The sequence below is a fragment of the Noviherbaspirillum autotrophicum genome (assembly GCF_000818395.1).
Lineage (GTDB): Bacteria > Pseudomonadota > Gammaproteobacteria > Burkholderiales > Burkholderiaceae_D > Noviherbaspirillum > Noviherbaspirillum autotrophicum.
Map to the genome: position 1 here is coordinate 2,480,379 of NZ_JWJG01000028.1, position 20,542 is coordinate 2,500,920.

Annotated in this window: 17 protein-coding genes; 13 read left to right on the forward strand and 4 right to left on the reverse strand. The window is 59.9% G+C overall.

Annotation, left to right across the window (positions count from 1 at the left end; translation table 11 throughout):
* Positions 1–2: 2 nt before the first annotated feature.
* Positions 3–542, forward strand: a complete 540-nt coding sequence (locus TSA66_RS12745) for a FixH family protein (protein ID WP_040040304.1) — start codon at positions 3–5, stop codon at positions 540–542.
* Positions 543–700: 158 nt separating this feature from the next.
* Entirely contained in the window at positions 701–940 is a 240-nt protein-coding gene (locus tag TSA66_RS12750; protein ID WP_040040305.1) for a hypothetical protein, read from the forward strand.
* A 94-nt stretch (positions 941–1,034) separates the two neighbouring features.
* Here the strand turns inward: TSA66_RS12750 and fnr are convergent, their stop codons facing one another.
* Positions 1,035–1,796 (reverse strand): fumarate/nitrate reduction transcriptional regulator Fnr, encoded by a 762-nt coding sequence (gene fnr / locus TSA66_RS12755; protein WP_040042538.1) that lies wholly within the window; start codon positions 1,794–1,796, stop codon positions 1,035–1,037.
* Positions 1,797–2,398: 602 nt separating this feature from the next.
* Here fnr and TSA66_RS12760 point away from each other — a divergent pair.
* A complete protein-coding gene (locus TSA66_RS12760; RefSeq protein WP_040040306.1) occupies positions 2,399–3,124 on the forward strand; it encodes a hemerythrin domain-containing protein in 726 nt (241 codons plus the stop codon).
* Here the strand turns inward: TSA66_RS12760 and TSA66_RS12765 are convergent.
* Positions 3,121–4,458 carry a GAF domain-containing protein gene (locus tag TSA66_RS12765; protein ID WP_040040307.1) on the reverse strand — a complete coding sequence of 446 codons (1,338 nt, stop codon included), beginning with the start codon at positions 4,456–4,458 and terminating at the stop codon, positions 3,121–3,123. The two genes, TSA66_RS12760 and TSA66_RS12765, sit on opposite strands and share 4 nt — an antisense overlap.
* Positions 4,455–4,946, reverse strand: a complete 492-nt coding sequence (locus tag TSA66_RS12770; RefSeq protein WP_040040308.1) for a pyridoxamine 5'-phosphate oxidase family protein — start codon at positions 4,944–4,946, stop codon at positions 4,455–4,457. Before TSA66_RS12770 ends, TSA66_RS12765 begins: the two co-directional genes overlap by 4 nt.
* A gap of 135 nt (positions 4,947–5,081) precedes the next feature.
* Between TSA66_RS12770 and TSA66_RS12775 the strand changes: the two genes are divergently transcribed.
* Together TSA66_RS12775 and TSA66_RS12780 are read left to right on the forward strand one after the other, a co-directional pair.
* Positions 5,082–5,798, forward strand: a complete 717-nt coding sequence (locus tag TSA66_RS12775; RefSeq protein WP_040040309.1) for a pseudouridine synthase — start codon at positions 5,082–5,084, stop codon at positions 5,796–5,798.
* Between the two features lie 117 nt (positions 5,799–5,915).
* Positions 5,916–8,225, forward strand: a complete 2,310-nt coding sequence (locus TSA66_RS12780) for a DUF1631 family protein (RefSeq protein ID WP_040040310.1) — start codon at positions 5,916–5,918, stop codon at positions 8,223–8,225.
* Positions 8,226–8,261: 36 nt separating this feature from the next.
* On the opposite strand, the gene ppnN is transcribed toward TSA66_RS12780, so the two are convergent.
* Complete coding sequence (ppnN, locus tag TSA66_RS12785) at positions 8,262–9,632, reverse strand: nucleotide 5'-monophosphate nucleosidase PpnN (RefSeq protein WP_040040311.1); 1,371 nt, start codon at positions 9,630–9,632, stop codon at positions 8,262–8,264.
* Between the two features lie 301 nt (positions 9,633–9,933).
* Here ppnN and TSA66_RS12790 point away from each other — a divergent pair, with 301 nt between their 5' ends.
* From TSA66_RS12790 to TSA66_RS12820, 8 genes are all read left to right on the forward strand, one after another.
* A complete protein-coding gene (locus TSA66_RS12790; protein WP_052452293.1) occupies positions 9,934–12,615 on the forward strand; it encodes a sensor domain-containing phosphodiesterase in 2,682 nt (893 codons plus the stop codon).
* Between the two features lie 11 nt (positions 12,616–12,626).
* Positions 12,627–12,863, forward strand: a complete 237-nt coding sequence (locus TSA66_RS26895) for a hypothetical protein (RefSeq protein ID WP_157691676.1) — start codon at positions 12,627–12,629, stop codon at positions 12,861–12,863.
* Between the two features lie 36 nt (positions 12,864–12,899).
* Positions 12,900–13,124, forward strand: a complete 225-nt coding sequence (locus tag TSA66_RS12795) for a hypothetical protein (protein ID WP_040040312.1) — start codon at positions 12,900–12,902, stop codon at positions 13,122–13,124.
* 436 nt (positions 13,125–13,560) lie between these two features.
* Positions 13,561–15,819 carry an alpha,alpha-trehalose-phosphate synthase (UDP-forming) gene (locus tag TSA66_RS12800; protein ID WP_040040313.1) on the forward strand — a complete coding sequence of 753 codons (2,259 nt, stop codon included), beginning with the start codon at positions 13,561–13,563 and terminating at the stop codon, positions 15,817–15,819.
* A gap of 1 nt (position 15,820) precedes the next feature.
* Complete coding sequence (gene otsB, locus TSA66_RS25580) at positions 15,821–16,624, forward strand: trehalose-phosphatase (protein WP_084199576.1); 804 nt, start codon at positions 15,821–15,823, stop codon at positions 16,622–16,624.
* Positions 16,625–16,715: 91 nt separating this feature from the next.
* Complete coding sequence (locus tag TSA66_RS12810; RefSeq protein ID WP_040042541.1) at positions 16,716–18,503, forward strand: glycoside hydrolase family 15 protein; 1,788 nt, start codon at positions 16,716–16,718, stop codon at positions 18,501–18,503.
* Positions 18,504–18,524: 21 nt separating this feature from the next.
* A complete protein-coding gene (locus TSA66_RS12815) occupies positions 18,525–19,520 on the forward strand; it encodes an ROK family protein (RefSeq protein WP_084199578.1) in 996 nt (331 codons plus the stop codon).
* Between the two features lie 122 nt (positions 19,521–19,642).
* The gene (locus tag TSA66_RS12820; RefSeq protein ID WP_040040314.1) at positions 19,643–20,491 is read left to right on the forward strand and encodes a 2OG-Fe(II) oxygenase; all 849 of its coding nucleotides are present in this window, start codon (positions 19,643–19,645) and stop codon (positions 20,489–20,491) included.
* Positions 20,492–20,542: the final 51 nt, after the last annotated feature.

Here is a 20,542-nt window from a genome sequence, read left to right on the forward strand (position 1 = left end):
TGATGCAAAGTGCTAATCCGACTTTGAAGGCCGACGACGGTACGCCCTGGTATGCGAACCGCTGGCCATGGTTCCTGATGCTGGGGCCGTTCCTGGTGGTCGTGGCGGGCTGCTTCACCGCCTGGCTCGCGGTCACGCGCTCCGATGCGCTGGTGGTCGATGACTACTATAAGCAGGGCAAGGCTATCAACCAGGACTTGCGCCGTGACCGCGTGGCGGCAGATTTGCAGCTGAACGTTAATGTGCGTTTCGATCCGGCAGCTGGAAAGCTGATTGGACACATCGATAGCCCGCATCGTCCAGTCGCCGGCAAGCTCGCCATCCGCCTGGTGCACTCGACCTTGCCGGAAAAGGATATCGTGCGCGAGGTGCAGCCAGACAGCCAGGGGAATTTCGCGGTTGACTTGGCTTTTCTGGAGCAGGCCCATTGGCAAGTGCAGGTGGAAGATCAGGCGCGCGACTGGCGCCTGACTGGTGCTTGGTCCTGGCCGAAACAGCGCGATGTCGTGTTAAGGCCAGACCTTGCGCCTGCCGAAGGCTGATCGTTGTCTTGCCGCGTGCAGATCTGCTTGAAATCGAATATCGTATCAGGGCGTGTTCTCGATTATTAAAATCAATTCTCAATAACGAGAAGCGAGGCGCGAGGATGTTGGACTGATATGGCTTTATCTAAAGAAAAAGCCGAAAGGAGGGTGGGTTGATGGCACGGTTGATGATGGTCGTCTTGTGGCCGTCTTTTTTGGTGGCGATTGTAGCGGAAGGGTTTTTCTTTTCGCTATTTGATCCACGCGACCTCGGAATGCTTGGAATTCATCTGGACGTGAGTCCGATGACGGCTTACTCCGTGGGATTTTTCTGTTTCTGGCTGTTTTGTGCATTGGCCAGCATGCTGACCTGCTATCTGGTCGGCATGCCGAATGACCGGCAACAACCGTTCTGACTTATCTGCATTACAACCGGGCCTTGCGCCCGGTTTTTCTCAAATCTCCACCCCGCCAGCGCGTGGTTTTGTCCTTACATTAACTACTGCTGCATCATGCACAGCTTAGAGTGCCGGCAGCGACCGCTTTCAGCGTCGTCGGCTCCAGCAGTTCCAGTTCACGATTGCTGACCTTGATCCAGCCGCGTTTCTTGAATTTAGACAGCAACCGGCTGATGCTTTCGATGGTCAGGCCAAGATAATTGCCGATTTCTTCACGTGTCATGCGCAGCTGAAAGCTGGTGGAGGAGTAGCCGCGCGCTGAATAACGGGAAGACAAGTTGCTCAGGAAAGCCGCGAAGCGCTGTTCCGCCCGCATATTTCCCAGCAAAAGCATGACGCTTTGTTCACGCGTGATTTCCTGGCTCATCATCCGATGGAAATGGTGCAGCAACGTCGGCATTTCCACGAACAAGCCCTCCAGCCGCGCGAACGGAATTTCGCACACCTCACTGTCTTCAAGCGCAACCGCATTGCAGTGATGGCGGTCGGTGCTGATGGCGTCCATGCCCAACAGTTCGCCGGCCATCTGAAAGCCGGTGATTTGCTGGTCGCCGCTGGGATTGATCTGATGCGTCTTGAAGTGACCGAGGCGGATTGCATACAGATTGGTGAACGGATCGCCGACGCGATACAAATGGCCGTCACGCGGAATACGGCGGCGGCGGCCGATGATTTTTTCCAGCTTGTCCATCTCCATTGATCCCAAGCCGGTGGGCAGGCAGAGCTGGTGCATGCCACAGGCAGAACAACGCGCTCGCAGGTCGTTCGCAGCCGTAACACCCGACGCATTGGAGGAATAGGTGGGGTGGGTCATATCGGCAGAGTTCATTCTGTGCAGGATCATGTTCGCGCTCGCTGTCGGTTTTGTTGATGTATTTCGGCTCAAAAAAAATTGAGCTAGGTCAAGAATCCTAAAGCAAGTCCCGTACCAAGTGGGAACTAATTCGACTTAAACAGAACAACAAAATGGCAAACCCTGCGGCAGGCCTTGAAAATCAAGGTGGAAAGCAAGGACGCCGCTCGAAATCGTTGATCACCTCTGCCATGACTGTCAAAAAAAGGAACAGAAATGGCCATCTTCCTGTTCTTAGATTTGGGAAGACGGAGCGATGAATTCGATTAACCCTGAATGTGGCGCATTTCTGGAAAATCGAAAGCATGTGATGCTCTCATGGTGCATCGCAATATTTTACTGCTCTTGCCGTTCGCTTGGTTGACCTATCCCAGTGTCGTGGCGTGGGCAGGTGCGGACAGAAGGCGAGTGCGATCGCCGATTTGCAAATCCATTAGAACTTAAGAATTTTTTAAGATTTATTGAATGAAGTTTTAAGAAATCCGTTCAGGACAATCCCTTAATCTAGGCCTGTCACATCACTTGAACCTCTTTTTGCAACCGACCATCTTCCGGAGACCTTCATGAAACAGGCCAGTTTTCCTTCCCACTCGACCGACATCCGCGCTGCGCAGCGCATCGATATCTATGCACACATTCACAAGGCGTTGCGCCTGTTCATGAACGATACCCTCCATGTTGTTGGCGCCATGGACGACGCCGATGATCAGGAAGTGGCCGGCGGCTTGGCGCAGGTACGTGAATTAACGGCGTTTTGCCGCAAGCACTTGCAGCATGAGAATCAGTTCATCCACGCCGCAATGGAAGCACGCCGGCCAGGTTCTGCTGCAGCGATTGCAGCCGAGCATGGGCATCATGAATTTTCACTGGACCGGATCGAGGAACTGGCTTCAACGGTCGAAACGTCGCATGGGAGCGTCCGGGCCGCCGCCATCGTCGCCCTGTATCGATCCCTCGGCCTGTTCATCGCCGACAACCTCGTGCATATGCATAGCGAAGAAACCGAGAACAACGCAATATTGTGGGCAACGCACACTGACGAGGAAATCATCGGCATCGAGCAGGCACTGGTCGCATCGATTCCGCCGGACGAGTCGCTCGCGACCATGCGCTGGATGATTGCGGCGCTGAGCGCTTCCGAGCGTGCGGAAAAATTGACGATTATCCGCCGCCACGCACCGCCGCCGGCATTCGATGCATTGCTGGGTGTGGCGCGGGAGACCCTGGCGGAACGCGATTGGCGCAAGTTGGCAGATGCACTGGGTCTGGCGGACCGGATGGCTGCCTAGTCTTCCCGCAATTGAACCGGGCGGTCCACGCACAGCCGGAAGCGCCCGCGCCCGGTTTTCTCGATGCGGATCGCCGCCTCGCGTTCGGTCAGGCGCCGGCTGAGCAGGATCAGGCGCGCCTCCAGGTTGTCGCTGATGTCCGGCAGGCGCAAGCGCGAATCGAGGCGCAGTTCCCGGTTGGTAAATTCGGTGCGGTTCTTGTCGGCGTAATCGCGCAGCAGGGTCCAGAAAATCGATCCGGCCACGCCCTTGATCAGGTAATCGTCATCCAGGAAGACGCTGCCGTTTCCCCGGTAATGGCGCACCGTCAGTGGGGTGCCGCCGACCAGCCTCGGAGTACGCTCGGCGGCAGGCGCATCCTCGGCGGCATCCGCGGCATTTTGCAGCAGCTGCGCCGCCATGCCGAGTTGGGTCGCCAGCGTGACCAGCGCATCCTCGTCGTCATAGGTGAAGCGCAAGTCGTGCGGGCTCTCGACATACAGCACGCCGAGCAGGTGCTCGCCGGTCGTGATCGGCACCGCAAGCTGGCTGCGCGGCTCGCGCAGGCCTGGCAGCGGAATCTCGGTTTCAAGCGCATGGGCCCAGTCGCTGCGCGAGGCGCTTTCGCGGATGGCGCGGCTGTACGAATATTCCGCATTCATGTGGCTGATGCGGATGGGAGTGCGCTCCAGCGCGGCTACGCCAATGACACCATGGCCGAGCGGAATTTCCGAGCCGACACCCGATTCTTCATAGCCACGGCTGGCGACGGTATAGAGTCGGTCGCTCGGCGCGTCGAACATGAGCACCATGGTGTGCCGGATCCCGAATTGCTGTTCCAGGCAGGTCAGGGTTTCGGCCAGCAGCCGCTCCAGGTCACCGCAGGCGCGCAGCCGCTCGCAGGTTGCGCGCAGGCCGGCCAGCAGGTTGCGTTGTGCCGGAGGCGGCGGCAAGGTTTCGCCTGGAACGCGCTCGATGTCGTGCACGCGAAACACATCCGCTCCCAGCAGGCGGAATACGCCGCCCATCCCGGTATGCGATGCAATGCCGGCCAGTTTGGCCTTCATGCTTGCGAAGAGCGGGCCGGAGGTTTCGGTGCGCAGGTATTCGATCGACAGCCGGTATTGCGCCCCGCTCAGCGGATTAATCAGGGACAGCATGGCACGCGGATTGGCCATGATGTTTTTCCGGGTCTTGTTGAAGAACTGGTAGGAAAGTGCAATATGGTCGCTGTCGATGAACTGCACCTGCGACAGGTAAGCGACGTTCGGCGTACCGTCGGGAGAGGCGGTTGCGATCGTGCCGGGAATGACGCCTTCCAGGCATTCGCGGATTGCGTCGACCTTGAGGCTCATGCATCGGCCCTTAGCGGTGCGCCAGCTTGCGGGCCGGGTGTTTGCGAATATGCTTCCGTCGGCGTGAATCTGAGCGCGACGACATTGGCCTGCGGGTGCGACAGGAGGGTACGCACCATGGCAGGGTCGAAGCCGAGTGGCCCCAGTTCGCGCACGAATGCGTCGCGATGGGCCAGAACCTGCTCCCATTCGTCTTTCTCCAAGGTTGAAACGACGGCGTCGCTTCCCTTGAGCTGCACGGTGCGGTGCGTCGACGGCTCGCTGAAGACCACCGCAACAGCCCCGTTGTCTCGGACGCACTTGAGCAACCGTGCCGACTGAACGGCAGAAAGAAAAATGGTCACCTGCGGACTGTCCGGCGCTATTCGGCAGCCGATGGCGCGCACCAGGGTTGGCATGCCGCTATGCGCGCATGCGGCCACGGAAATCCCGACTGGGCCCTGGATGAAGGCGGCGTGGCTGGCGTCGATCAGCGGTGCGGGCGGCATAGGTGTCGAAATGGTATTAAAAATGCAATGCAAATGTTGTTGCAAATGATACCGTCGAACGGTGCCGCCGTCACCGAATGCATCAATTCGCCGACGGCGGCAGTTCATGCGGAATGTTTCTGGTAGAGTTCGCCCATGAGCAAACTGACACTGGATCGCATCCTGCAGTCGCAGGGATTCGGCACCCGAAAATGGTGCCGCACATTGGTTGCCGACGGCGACGTGGCCGTCGACGGCAACACAGTTACAGACTACCGCGCCGCATTCGACACTGCCGGGCTGGAATTCGACGTGTTCGGCGAACGATGGGCCTACCGCGAGCATGTCTATATCGCCTTGAACAAGCCCTCGGACTACGAATGCTCGCGCAAGCCGAGCCACCATCCGGGCGTGCTGACGCTGCTGCCGGAGCAATTCGGCTGGCGCGATGTGCAGCCGGTGGGGCGTCTCGACCACGATACCACCGGCTTGCTGCTGCTCTCGGACGATGGCGCATTCATCCACGCCCAATCGTCGCCGAAGCGCCACGTGCCCAAGCTGTACTTGGCGACGACAGCGGATGCGGTGACCGATGAGCTGATCGCGCGCCTGCTGGCCGGGGTGCAGCTGCATGACGAGCCTGCGCCGCTGGCGGCCGAGCGCTGCCGGGCGGTAGGGCCGAACCAGCTGGAAATCGTGCTCGAACAAGGCAAGTATCATCAGGTCAAGCGCATGCTGGCCGCAGCCGGAAATCATTGCGCGGCGCTGCAACGCACGGCGATCGGCAGGCTGACGCTGGATATGCTTGGATTGGCGGAGGGCGAGTGGACCTATCTCGATGCGGAACAAATGGCTTTGCTGGTGACCGCATAAGCGCACTCCATTCCCGGAACTTGGGGCAAAATCCGCGTCTGTTCCGGGAGTCGTCAGTTTCTATGGCAGTGCGATTTGCGCATAAGATAGAGCCTTTGGATCCCCCGACAGTTTTCCATGTCAGACACTGAATATAAACGGCTGCTCGATTCGGCGAAGGACCGCGCTTTTTTCGGCTTTCTGGCGCTGATCCAACGTGCCATGCAGGATGCGGACAAGAACGCCGGCACGCAACAGTCGAGGGCATCTTCCGGGATCAGCCAGAGCGCGCTGATGTCATTAAGACACTTTTTGCGCCAGGACAGCAGCGTTTTGCTGCGGCGAGTCGAGGCCTTGCTGCGTAACTACCTGGACCGCGCCATGCAGACCATGTACGTCGACATGCGCCCCGGGTTGCACAACGTGACGGCGGACGATTTGTCGCTGATCGATGATGAAGCTGTCAACCTCCAGATCGAAGTCGGCCGCCTGGCCCAGCGCATGCGCGACGCGGACGAAGAAGGCATCGGCCGTTTGAACGTGATCATTTCGCAGCTGCATGGTCGGCACGATGCCAAGGAGCGGGAAAATCCGTTCCGGCCGTACTTGCTGGCGCGCGTGCTGTACGAAGCGGTACACGAGACGGCCGGCGAGGATGCGAAGGCGCGCTTGCTGTTCGAGCATCTCGCGGAAGGACTGATTCCGCACCTGCCCGGCTATTATGGGGCGATCAGGCAGGTGTTCGAGTCGTCCGGCGTGCACGGGAAATTCATCGCCCAGCAGTCGCGCGCCGCTCATTTCCAGCGCTATTACGGGGGGCAGGCATCGGACCTGCCTGCAACATCCGCAAATTTCGCCGGGCGCGTCATTCCCGAGCTGCGGCGCATGGTCGATGCGTTGCAGCAGAATGCTGCATACAGCATTGCCGGTGACCAGAGCGTGCACGACCTGCTTCGCGCCGTGCTGGGGGCTGCGCAAGGAGGGCTGCATGGCAACGCTGCCCCGGTCGGCACTGGCCTGGAAAATGTCGCCGCCAAAGGTTCCGGCTCCCTTGCGGCTCAACTTTGCGAATACCAGAAAAAGGTGGCGCAGGGCGAACCGATCGATGCCGGCAAGCCGCAGGAGCGTAACCAGCTGTTTGCGCTACGCGACAAGCTCAAGCCCGATTCGGTGTCGGCCGAGGATCGCATGACCATGGAAGTGGTCGCCATGCTGTTCGAATTCATCCTGGAAGACGAGCAGATTCCGGTTGAGCTGCGGGTCCAGATCGGGCGGCTGCAAGTGCCGATTCTCAAGGCGGCGGTGCTGGATGCGACACTCATGCACAACGAGGCCCATCCGGCGCGCCAGCTGTTGAATCGCATGGCCTCAGCTGCAGTGTCCGCCGACCCGTCCACGAAGGAAGGCCGCCAGCTCGGCAGCGAAATCGAGCGCGTAGTCGATCAAATCCTGCGCGAGTTCGACCGCGACGTGGCGATCTTTGCCGCCAGCCTGAAACGCTTCGAAGCCTTCCTTGAACAGCATTTGCGGCAGGATCATGCGTATACTGCGCCCGCGATCGAGGCGGTGGAAACGGCGGAAAAGATCAGCATTCTTCTGACGAACATCACCAGCGAATTGTGCAGCATGCTGGTGCCGCTGAATGCCGACAAGCGCATCACCGATTTCATCATCCATGTGTGGCCGCAGGTGCTGGTGCGCGCGGCCTGGGCCGACCGCGACCGGAAGATCGATTCCGGGCAGGCAGGCAGTACATTCTGCATGTACCGGGCGGTTCTTCCCGATTTGTTGTGGAGCATCCAGGGCAAGCTCAATGCGCAAGACAGGGCCGCGCTGATCCGCCTGCTGCCCGAACTGGTCAAGCGCCTGAACCAGGCGATGCAGCTGATCCAGTTGCCCGAAGAGGATAGCCGGCAGATCATGGATCAACTTGTGACGGTGCATACCCAGGTGCTGCGCGGTCAGCAGACGGACGCTGCACAGCCGGTCGCACGTGAAAAGCTGGAACAGGACTTCGGGCGCCTTGCGATCAACTGGGATCGCGTTGCGTGGACGCAGGCTGAACCACCGCAGCCGCGCTCGGACTTGATCGAGGAAGTCGTGGCGCATTATGGCCTGCCCGTCACGCTGAACCTGGGTGTCAATACCATCGCCGCAACGGCGGCGGACCGGGAATTCCTGGCGCAGACTTACCTGCTCGGCACGCGCGTGGAGATTTGCACCGCGGAGGGCAGCCACCAGCCGGCGCAACTCGTATGGATCAGCACGCACCGCTCGCTCTACCTGTTCCGCCATGACGACGGTGGGCTTGCGATCTATACCAGCGCCGCGCTGCTGGAAGCGCTGCGCGATGCGGCAATGGTGCCGGTCGAGTACGCGCCGGTATTTGAGCGCGCGGTCGAATCACTGCTGTTTGGCGCGGAAAAAATCGGCAGCGGCGCAGCTTGACGGCGTTGGGCCCGCGCGAGAAGGCGGGTCCAAGCCTTACTTGACTATCCGGTAGCAGGGATTGTATTTCTTGCCCGGCAGCTTCATCCGATGCTGTGCGACGAACGAAGCCAGCAGCGCGTCCATCGGATCCATGATGGCGGCATCGCCATGGATTTCGAAACGGCCATGCTGTTCGATGGCCCGTATTCCCTGATCCTTCACATTGCCGGCGACGATGCCGGAAAATGCGCGCCGCAGGTTAGCCGCGAGCAAGTGCTTTTCCTGATTCTTGTGCAAGTGCAGGTTGCGCATGTTTTCATGGGTCGGCTGGAACGGGACCTGGAAGTCGTGGTCGATCTTGAGCAGCCAGTTGAAGTAATAGGCGTCGCTTCTCTCCTTGCGGAACTGCCGCACTTCCTTGATCCCCGCTTGCATTTCTTGTGCGACGCGCTCCGGGTCGTTGACGATGATCTTGTAGCGGCGCTGGGCAACGCTGCCCAGGGTTTCGCCGATAAAGTGATCGATCTGCCGGAAGTAGTCATGCGACTCTTCCGGACCGGTGAAAATCAGCGGGAATGGAATGGAGGCATTGTCGGGATGGAGCAGGATGCCAAGGATGTAGAGAATTTCTTCCGCCGTGCCGGCGCCGCCCGGAAATACCACGATGCCATGGCCGGTGCGCACGAAGGCTTCCAGCCGCTTTTCGATATCCGGCATGATGACCAGATCATTGACGATCGGATTGGGCGATTCGGCGGCGATGATGCCCGGCTCGGTGATGCCAAGATAGCGCCCGTTGCGGATGCGCTGCTTGGCGTGTGAAATGGCGGCGCCTTTCATCGGCCCCTTCATCGCACCCGGGCCGCAGCCGGTGCAGATATCCATGGCGCGCAAACCGATCTGGTAGCCGACTTCCTTCGAATAATCGTATTCCTCTCGCGAAATCGAGTGCCCGCCCCAGCAGACGACCAGGTTGGGATTCGTCATCGGGCGCAGAACGTTGGCATTGCGCAGGATATGGAATACCGAATCGGTGATGCCTTCGGATGTCGCAAGGTCGAATTTCGGATTGTCGTTGATTTCGTCGTTAACGTAGATCACGTCACGCAGCACGGCGAACAGATGCTCGTGGATGCCCTTGATCATTTCACCATCGACGAAGGCACGGGCCGGTGCCCCCTTGATGTCGAGCTTGATGCCGCGTTCGCGCTGGATGATGCTGATGTCGAAGGGCTTGTAGCGCTCAAGCAATTCCTTGCCGTCGTCGAGCGCATTGCCGCAATTTAGAACAGCGAGCGAGCAATTGCGGAAGATGCTGTACAAGCCACCCTGGCTGGTATCAAGAAGTTTTGCGACTTCCGATTTGGACAGGATATCAAGGCGGCCTTCGGGAGAGATAAGTGCGTCAACAACGTGGTGTGTCATAAATATGCAATGATCAGATGAAATAGAGCTGTCCAGATACAAGTGTCGGTATTGCCGTCCAACTTATGTTTTCCCCATGCTACACCGTTTAACGTATCGCAATCAGGTTTTGTTTAAAGAAACAACTACACCGATTTTTACCCGGTACGCGACGGATGTGGCGCATGACACATGGCAAGGCCGGGTGGAGAACGTTTAGTGTAGCGAAGCGTCATAACATCATCCAGGTTCTTGGAAGATTGACAAACAAATTGGGCGCATCCGACAGATGGCGAATCCCGCTCGCTAGTGGAGTTGAATCATGAGCCACTCCGGCACCATGGCTGAACGCATGCGCCTGCAAGCCCTGGAACGGTATCAGATCCTCGATACCGCGCCCGAAGCGCGGTTCGACGACATCGCGAAACTGGCTGCCGTCATGTGCAATACGCCGATCGCGATGGTGTCGCTGATCGATGAAAAGCGCCAGTGGCTCAAGGCGAAGGTCGGCTTGGAATTCAACGAAGTGCCGCGCGAAATCGCGTTCTGCAGCATCACGATGGAGAGCCGAGACATGTTCGTGGTGCCGGATGCGCGGCGCGATCCGCGTTTTGCGGACAATCCTTTTGTCGTGCAGGAGCAAGGCATTCTCTTTTATGCCGGCGCGCCACTGATCTCGCACGACGGCTATGTGCTCGGCTCGCTGGGTGTGATGGACCGAATTCCGCGCGACCTGACGCCGCAGCAGCTGCAGGCGCTGAGCACCTTGGCGCACGAAGTCGTGGCGCAGCTGGAATTGCGCAAGCTCCTGTCCGAACTCGAAGACGTCATCGCGCAGCGCGACTCCTCGCAAGCGCAACTGCAGCAGGCAAATCAACTGCTTGAAGAGCGTGTATCGCAGAGAACGGCCGAATTGAATCGGGCGAATACCTCATTGCAGCAGGAGGTCGAACGTCGCGGCCGCGAGGCGGTGCTGTCTCAGGCAATTATCGATAGCCTGCCCGGCATTTTCTACCTGATGGACCGGAATGGAAAATTCGAGCGATGGAACAGGAATTTCGAGCGGATCACTGGCTATTCGCATGACGAGATGGCGCGCACCCATGCGCTCAGTTTTTTTGCCACCCCGCAGGAAAAGAGCGTGGCGCAATCCATGGTGCGCCAAGCACTGGCCGAAGGCAGCAGCACGGTAGAGGCGGAGTTGCTGACCAAGAGCGGCAAGCGGATTCCTTATTACTTCACCGCGGGGAGAATCGAGCTCGACAACCATCTATGGATTGCGGGCATGGGCATCGATATCACAGAGCGGCGGCGCTCGGAAGAAATCCTGCGGCTGAAGAACCGGGCTATCCAGGCCAGCGTGAACGCGATCATCATCACCGACCTAGAGGGCAATATCGAATATGCGAACCCGGCTTTCGAGAACATTACCGGCTACAGCGTGACGGAAGCGGTCGGATGCAATTGTCGCTTCCTGCAGGGAAATGACCGGGCGCAAGCCGGCGTGGCGCGGTTGCGCAACGCGATCCGGCAGCGCGAAGAATCGAGCGTGTTATTGCGCAATTATCGCAAGGATGGCCGGCTGTTCTGGAATGATGTGCACATCGCGCCCGTGCGCGGGCCGGACGGCGAGGTGACCCATTTTGTCGGCGTGCTCAATGACATCTCGGACATCAAGCATTACGAAGCGGAGCTGGAGCGCCAGGCCAATTTCGACACGCTTACCGAACTGGTCAACCGCAATGTGCTCAAGGACCGCATGCGCCAGGCGATTGCGACCGCGCAGCGCGAACGCACCTTCGTCACGGTCGGCTTCATCGACCTCGACAACTTCAAGTTCATCAACGACAGCCTCGGCCACAACATCGGCGACGAATTGCTCAAGCGCGTGGCGGACCGCTTGGTGCGCTGCCTGCGCGGCCAGGACACCATCGCGCGCTACGGCGGCGACGAATTCGCATTCGTGCTGGTGGGGCAGAAGGACGAAAAAAGCGTCGCGGCGCTCATGGAGCGGGTGCTCAAGACCATCGATCGTCCCTTCAATGTGGACGGGCACAAATTCTTCATCAGCTGCAGCATCGGCGTGAGCTTTTACCCGAGGGACGGGCTCGATCCCGATACCCTGATGAAGAACGCGGACGCCGCGATGTATCGCGCCAAGGAAAAAGGGCGCAACAACTTCCAGTTCTATACGCCGGCGATGAACAAGCGCGTGACCGAGCGCTTGTCGCTGGAAGCCAAGCTGCGCCAGGCGCTGGAGCGCGAAGAGTTCGCGCTGTACTACCAGCCCAAGGTCGAACTGGCCAGCGGGCATATCGTCGGTGTCGAGGCTCTGCTGCGCTGGCATTGCCCGAGCGGTGCCACGATTGGGCCGGCGACCTTCATCCCGCTGGCCGAAGAAACCGGCCTGATCGTGCCGATCGGGGAATGGGTGCTGGGCAGCGCTTGCGCGCACATCAAGGCGTTGCAGGAAATCGGACTGCCGCCACTGCGAGTGGCGGTCAATATTTCGGCGCGCCAGCTCGATTCGGGGCCGCTGATCGATGTCATCCGTGGGGCACTGATGAAAGCCGGGCTGGAGGCTACTTTCCTCGAACTGGAATTAACCGAAAGCCTGGTGATGACCAACCCGGAGGAAGTCATCAAGCTGCTGCACGACCTGAGGGAAATGGGGTTGTGGCTGGCCATCGACGACTTCGGTACAGGCTATTCCAGTCTGAGCTACCTGCAGCGCCTTCCGGTGGACCGCCTGAAGATCGATCAGTCCTTCGTGCGCGACATCGGTGCCGATCCGAACGACGCGATCATTGCGCGCGCCGTTATTTCCCTTGGACATAGCCTTGGCATGAGTGTCATTGCTGAAGGCGTTTCCAGCAGTGAGCAACTGAGTTTTTTGCGCCAGAATGGATGCGACGAAATGCAAGGTTACCTGTTCAGCCGGCCGTTGCCGTTCGAGGAATTGACCATGCTGCTTAGGGAAAACAGGGTGTTGCCGCTGCATTGAAGCAAGCTTTATTGAAAGAGGCGAAAGACGTCGCCCGGAGCGGCGCGGTTGTAAAAAATAAATTTGGCTTCGAGGTTGAGCACAATCATCGAGTGAATTCTCGCGGTATGAAATATTTACTTCAATCATCGAGTTGTCGATGGAACTGGGAATCTTCGCGCACCATCGTGGAGCCGCGGCGCATTGCTTTGCAGTGTTTTTATGTGCCGCCCGGCATCAAGAGCAGCCGGGCCAAAATTTGCTTATAGAGGAGTGATCCTGATTGAAACTTTTGGAGAGATTTGATGCAGACGCTAAGTTATACCGTTGGTCAATGGCGCGCTGAGGCGCAGATTGAAGAATTGGAAACGGGAAAATTGATGGCGGTCATTTCGGTTACGGATGACAAGGGGACGGCAAGTGCCGACTCAAAGCATACGGTGGTTTTTGAGCATCAGGCAGGCATGGATACGGGAAGGGAAACCGAAGTGCTGGTGCGCCGCCTGTTACGTGAGCGATATGGAATTTAACATGGGGTAAAGCCGCTTTTCGCGGCTATTCATTTTGACATTGAGGGCGGCGTACTGGCGACAGTGCGCCGCCCTTTTTCATTCCACATGCGTTGCCACCCGGCGTTCCTCGTCTCCGTAAAAAGGGAGTGATGCAAGCGGGCGAAGCGCGCCATCGCCTTGTTTTTGCCGTGCATGATTTGCCGTAGCGCCATGCTGTTCGCCATGAGGAAGGAACTATTGGGGAAAAAGATGATCTTTTTCAAATATACAGAACAACAAGCCGGTGATGGACATCCATGTCTCGAATCATTCCGCGTACGTTCCCCCTAGGATCAATTTTGTCTCATGACAAGTACAGCATTCAGCTCCTTGTCTCAACGTTTCAACATGCCTTCCATCTCGCCGCCTGTTTGGGCGCGCGGGATGCGACCGCATAAATCATCGGATATCAACCATGCATTCTCGGCTTCTTCGTCTTTCCCTGCGGTTTGTATTGCCGCTTGCGCTAGTATTGGGCGTATCCGCCTATGTTGTCGTACCGCTGGTCGATGACTTGACTCTGCGCTGGTTCGTCAGGGATCTGGATACCCGGTCGCAATCCCTGGCCAACGCCTTGCAGGATCCGCTGCAGGAATACGTGCCGGCCGGTGCGGAGAAAAAGATCACGCAATTGTTCGACCGCGCCATGCGCGACGAGCGCTTGTACGCGATCGCCTTTTGCGATGCTGGCGGCAATCTTCTGTACAAGACCTCGACCTATCCGAAATCGCTCGGCTGCAACGTTGAAAAGGGAACGGACGGCAAGCGGCAATCGCTGATCCGCCTGCCGGAAGGCGCGCTGCATGTCTCAGTCAGCCCGCTGGAAAACGAAGGACGTTCTCTCGGCACCTTGATCCTGGCGCATGACATGAGCTTTATCGAGCGCCGCAGCGCTGATACCAAGAACTATGTGATTACGCTGTTCGCGGTGCTCACACTGCTGATCTCGCTGGTGACCGTCTTCATTGCCCACTTGTCATGGCGTAACTGGGTTTCATCGATGAAAGGCATCCTGCGCGGAGAGATCGGCCCGCGCCCGCAGCAGCAGTCGACGCCGCCGGAAGTCCTGCCCCTCGAAGGCGACTTGCGCATGCTGTTGCATGAGTTCAATCTGGAGCGCAGGACGCGCGATGACGTCACCCATTTGTGGACGCCGGAAAAATTGCGCACGCTCCTACACGAGGAATTGGCCGGCGACGAAGTGCTGGTGGTGTCGAACCGTGAACCTTACCTGCACATGCGCACGCGCAATGGTATCGAAGTGCAGCGACCGGCCAGCGGCCTGGTCACTGCCGTGGAGCCTGTCATGCGCGCTTGTTCTGGTACCTGGATTGCGCACGGCAGCGGCTCGGCCGACCGTGACACTGTGGACCGCTTCGACCGTGTTCCAGTACCGCCGGCCAATCCCGCGTATACGCTGCGCCGGGTCTGGCTGACCAAGGAAGAAGAGCAGGGGTATTACTATGGCTTCGCCAACGAAGGCATGTGGCCGCTTTGCCATATTGCGCACGTGAGGCCGGTGTTCCGCTCCTCCGACTGGGATCAGTACGTCGCCGTCAACCAGCGCTTTGCCGATGCGGTCGTCAAGGAGGCGCGCACCGACGATCCGGTGGTGCTGGTGCAGGATTATCACTTTGCTTTGCTGCCGCGCATGGTGCGCAACGTGTTGCCGAAAGCGACCATCATCACCTTCTGGCACATTCCTTGGCCGAATCCGGAGTCCTTCGGTATTTGCCCATGGCGCGAAGAAATCCTGGAAGGGCTGCTGGGCAGCACGATCCTCGGTTTTCATACGCCATTCCATTGCAAGAACTTTATCGAGACCGTCGATCGTTACCTGGAAACCCGCATCGAGCATGAGGCATCTACCATTTCGTACGGCGGCAAGTTGACCCAGGTCGAGCACTATCCGATCTCGATCGCCTGGCCGGAAAACGACAACGCCGACAAGCCGAGCGTGGCCGAATGCCGGGCATCGGTGCGCGAAGAGCATGGCATGCCTGCCGACCACCTGCTGGGCATCGGCGTCGACCGCCTCGACTATACCAAGGGCATCATTGAACGGTTCCAGGCAGTGGAGCGCATGCTGGAGCTGCATCCGAACCTGATCGGGCGGTTCACCCTGATTCAGATCGCGGCCCCCAGCCGATCGTCGCTCGACGAATACCAGAATTTCGACGCGCGGGTGCGAATGCTGGTGCAGCGTATCAATAATCGTTACTCAAGCGGTAACTACCAGCCCATCATCCTGAAAGCCGAGCATCACGATGCCGACTCCGTCATCCGCTATTACCGGGCGGCCGATGTCTGCCTCGTGACCAGCCTGCACGACGGCATGAACCTCGTTGCCAAGGAATTCATCGCTGCCCGCGAGGACGAACGCGGTGTTCTCGTGCTGTCGCAGTTCACCGGTGCGGCGCGCGAGTTGCACGAAGCGCTGATCGTCAATCCGTATCATATCGAGCAAAGTGCGGACGCCGTGTATCGCGCCGTCACCATGCCGGACGTGGAGCAGCGCGAACGGATGCGCAGCATGCGCTCGTTAGTCAAGGACTTTAATATTTATCGTTGGGCTGGCCGCATGCTGCTGGATGCCGCGCGCCTGCGCCAGCGCGAGCGCATCATGACGAAGATCCGTTCGCATAGCCGCAAGTCTCTGCGCCGCGTGGTCTGACATGATCGAACTGCATTCTGAGGTAGGGCGCAGGCGCCTGGATGAATTCGTCAGGCCGGGCCTGTTGTGCGCATTCGATTTCGATGGCACGCTGGCACCGATCGTGCCGCATCCGGACCAGGCGCGGCTGCCTGTCGACATCCGGCGTCGCTTGGGCGAACTGGCGGGATTTGCTCCGGTGGCAATCATCACCGGGCGCTCGGTCGACGATATACGCGACCGTCTTGGCTTCGCGCCGGATTTTATCGTTGGCAACCACGGCCTGGAAGGCTTGCCCGGCTGGGAAGCAAACGCGGCACGCCACGAGGCGCTGTGCAGCCAATGGCGCGCGCAACTTTCGCGGGTCTTGCCCGAGGCGGGCAATGCCGGCATCGTGCTGGAAGACAAACGCTATTCGTTGTCACTGCATTATCGCCATGCGCCAGACCAGGAAGCGGCCGCGCGCAGATTGACCGAACTGTTTGCACAGTTGACGCCGGCGCCGAGCATTGTGGCGGGAAAGCAGGTGTTCAACCTGGTGCCGGTCGACGCCAGGCACAAGGGCGATGCACTGCGACAGTTGATGACAATCACCGGAGCGGCGCGTGCCCTGTATGCGGGCGATGACGTGACGGATGAGGATGTGTTCCGCTTGCCGCGCCGCGCAGTGTTGTCGATACGAGTCGAGTACGACGCGCAAAGCGCAGCGGAATTTTTTCTGCCGCAACTGCCGGACGTCGCGTTATTGCTGAGCGATCTGACGCGACGGTTGCAGGTGGCGGGCGCCGTCAACCGGCTGCGCGGGGAAACTGCCGGGATGGTGTGAAACCTGGCCGAGCCGGGAACACGTATCCACCTGCGCCGTCTGCTCCGATTTGGAGTATGCTGAATTTGCCGTTATCGCCAAACGATTGCGCATGAAAAATCTTGATCTCGGGCTTATCGGTAACTCGCGCACCTGTGCGCTGGTGGACCGTCGCGCGTCGATCGTCTGGTGGTGCTATCCCTACCTCGACGGCGATCCGGTCTGCTGCTCGCTGCTGCAATCCGACGAGCAGAACGCGGACTTCGGCCAGATTGACGTGGAACTCGACGGCAGTGCCGAGTCCGAGCAGTTTTACGAGCGCAATTCCGCGATCCTGATCACGCGCTTTCGCGATAGCGCCGGCAACGGCATCGAGGTCATCGATTTTGCACCGCGTTTCTATCTGCACGGCCGCATGTTTGCGCCCGCCATGCTGGTGCGTGTCGTGCGGCGCCGGTCCGGCCGTCCGCGGGTAGCACTGCGCGTGAGGCCGGCGGTGGATTACGGCCGCGAGCGCGCGCAGGTTCGCTGCGGCGCGCATCATCTTTCCTATTACGGCATGTCGCAGTCGATGCGGCTGACCACCGATGCGTCGGTATCGTCGGTGCTGGACGAGCGTCCGTTCTTCCTGCATGACAGCGTGACGCTGCTCATGGGGCCCGACGAGACCGTGGACGGCGCGCCGCACGAAGTAGGGCGCGCATTCTACGAAAAGACCCAAGCGTTCTGGCATCAGTGGGTGCGCAATCTTGCCATTCCATTCGAGTGGCAGGAAGTGGTGATCCGCGCGGCGATCACGCTCAAGCTCAATGCGTTCGACGATACCGGCGCCATCGTGGCCGCCGTCACCACCTCGATACCGGAGGCGCCGGGCAGCGGGCGCAACTGGGATTACCGCTACTGCTGGCTGCGCGATGCCTATTTCGTGGTCAATGCGCTCAACAGCCTGGGCGCCACCGGCACGATGGAGCATTACCTCGACTACATCCTAAACATCATCGCCGATACGCGCGACGCGCCATTGCAGCCGGTATACGGCATCCGGCGCGAGGCTGCGCTGGACGAGCGGGTCGCCCCGGCGCTGGCCGGTTACCGCGGCATGGGTCCGGTACGGATAGGCAATTTCGCGTATTTCCAGGTACAGAACGATGTCTTCGGCGAAGCGGTGCTGGCCAGCACCCATGCCTTTTTCGATACCCGGCTGGAACGTCCGGCCGGGCGCCACATGTTCAACGACCTGGAACGGCTCGGCGAGCAGGCGGTGCGCCAGTACAACGCCCCCGATGCCGGCCTGTGGGAGTTGCGCGGCGCGACGCGGGTGCATACCTTCTCCAGCATCATGTGCTGGGCTGCCTGCCACCGGCTCGCGATCATCGCGCGCAAGCTCGGCTTGCCGGAACGGGAACGGCTATGGAGCGGGCACGCCGGCAAGATGCATCGTGAAATCTGCGAGCGCGCCTGGAATCCGCGACTCGGCAGTTTTGTATCGACCTTCGGTGGCGACAGGCTGGACGCGAGCCTGCTGCTGATGGCCGAGTTCCAGTTCCTTGATCCGCACGATCCGCGTTTTGTTGCGACGGTCGACGTCATTGAACGGCATCTTCGGCGCGGCGACTTCATGCTGCGCTACGACGAGGAAGACGACTTCGGCCGGCCGGAAACCGCCTTCCTAGTGTGTACCTTGTGGTGGATACTGGCGCTGGCGCAGATCGGGCGCAAGGAACGCGCGAGGGAATTGTTTGGAAATGTCCTTTCCAGGTGCAACCATCTCGGCTTGCTGTCGGAAGACGTCGCACCTGACAGCGGGGAACTGTGGGGAAATTTCCCCCAGACTTACAGCATGGTCGGGCTGATCCATTGCGCGTCGCGGCTCAGCATCCCTTGGGACAAGGCGTATTGACGAAACGAGAAGAGTTCTATTATGGAAACCCGCTACATCGGCGCCATCGATATCGGCGGCACCAAAATTGCCGCCATGGTCAGCAACAACGACGGGCCGCTCGCCAGAGCCGTACAGCCGACGGCCAAGACCGGCACCGAGCGTGCATTGCCGGAACAGGCCGTTTCGTTGCTGGAACAGGCATGCCGCATGGCCGGCATCGAACTGTCGACGGTGAGCGAGCTGGGCGTGAGTTCCTGCGGCCCGTTCGTGCGCACCAACGGGCTGACCTGCCTGTCCACGCCGAATATTTGCGGCGGACTCACGCCGGACTCCGACTTGCCCAACGACTGGACCGTGATCCCGCTCGAACAGGTCCTGCGTGAGCATTTCGACCATGTGCGGCTGGAGAATGACTGCGTCGGCGCACTGATCGCGGAGCGCACCTTCGGCGCCGTCATCGACGAGCCGGACTGCGCCTACGTTACCTGGAGCACCGGCATCGGATTCGGGCTGTGCGTCGATGGCCATATCCTGAATGGCAAGAACGGCAATGCCGGCCATGCCGGCCACATGCTGGTGAGCGAGCGCGACGCGCTGTGCGGCTGCGGCAATCGCGGCGATGTCGAGTCGCTCACGTCAGGCCGCAATATCGGCGCCCGGCTGCATACCAGCGCCTCGAAATTGTTTAACGCCGCGCGCGACGGCGACGAGGCATCGCGCGCGCTGGCGGTCGAGGCGGCGCAGTGGTTCGGGCGCGCCCTGTACAACATCGTCGCGACGCTCGATACGCGCGTCTTCGTCATCGGCGGCTCGGTCTGGCAGCATCACGGCGACTGGCTGGCGCCCGTGGTGGAGCGAGAAATCGCCAGCCATTTTCCCGCCCTCACGCAGGGCGTCAAGCTGGTGCCGGCGGCGCTCGGCCCGTTGGTGGCCGACGTCGGCGCCCTGAGCCTGGTGCTGCCGGCGGACTGGATTGCGCAATGGCGCCTCACCTCGCCGTGGGAAAGGCTCCGGGACGCGCCTCCCGTGCCATAAACCCTGCTAAAGCCCGCCCTCCGGAGTCTTCGGCGGGCCGGCGATTTCCCTTGTTGTCTCACGGAACTTTCGGACGGCATGCCAATCACACTGGCGCAGACTGAACCGATGAAAGGCCCTTGATGACAACGCTGTCCGCCCTCGCTTCCTTGCCACAGGAATGGCAACTCTGGATCAACCAGAACCTCGCACGCGCCTGCACGCCGGGCAGTATGGCCGAAGTCATGACGCGCGACGGCAGGTTCGACCAGCATCTGGCGCGCGCAGCCATCGAGGAGGCGAGACGTGCCCGCTTCCCTAACTTGCCTAGATTGCAATCCTTGCCGGAAGTGGACACTTCCGCCAACACCATCGTGACGCCGGACCGGACGGTGCAGGTCCTGCTCACGCTGAAGTCGCCGCGCATCGTCTTGCTTGGCAATGTGCTGAGCGACGAGGAATGCGATGCGCTCGTTGCCTACAGCGAGCAGCGCATGCTGCGCTCGCCAGTCGTCAGCGATGCAGAAGGAAAAAACGAAATCAATGCCTACCGGACCAGCCGCGGCGCCATGCTGCAGCGGGGCGAGAGCGAACTGGTCGAACGCATTGAGGCGCGGCTGGCAGCACTGACGCGCTGGCCGGCCGAGCGCGGCGAAGGATTGCAGGTGCTGCGTTATGAATCGGGCAACGAATACCGGCCGCACTTCGACTGGTTCAATCCCGACCTGCCGGGGCCGCGCAAGCACATGGAACGTGGCGGCCAGCGGGTGGCGACCATCGTCATGTACCTGAGCGAGGTGGAGCAAGGCGGCGCCACGTCGTTTCCAAACATCGGGCTGCAGGTGCAGCCGAAAAAGGGCAGTGCCGTGTTCTTCGCCAATACCGACGTGTACGGCAATCCCGACCAGCAAACGCTCCATGCCGGCGAACCGGTCGTCGCCGGACGCAAGATGATCGCCACCAAGTGGTTGCGCGCGCAGACCTACATATAAGCGCAGCGCCGTATTGCGGCGGTATGTGACTTGCCGCTAATATTGACGTTG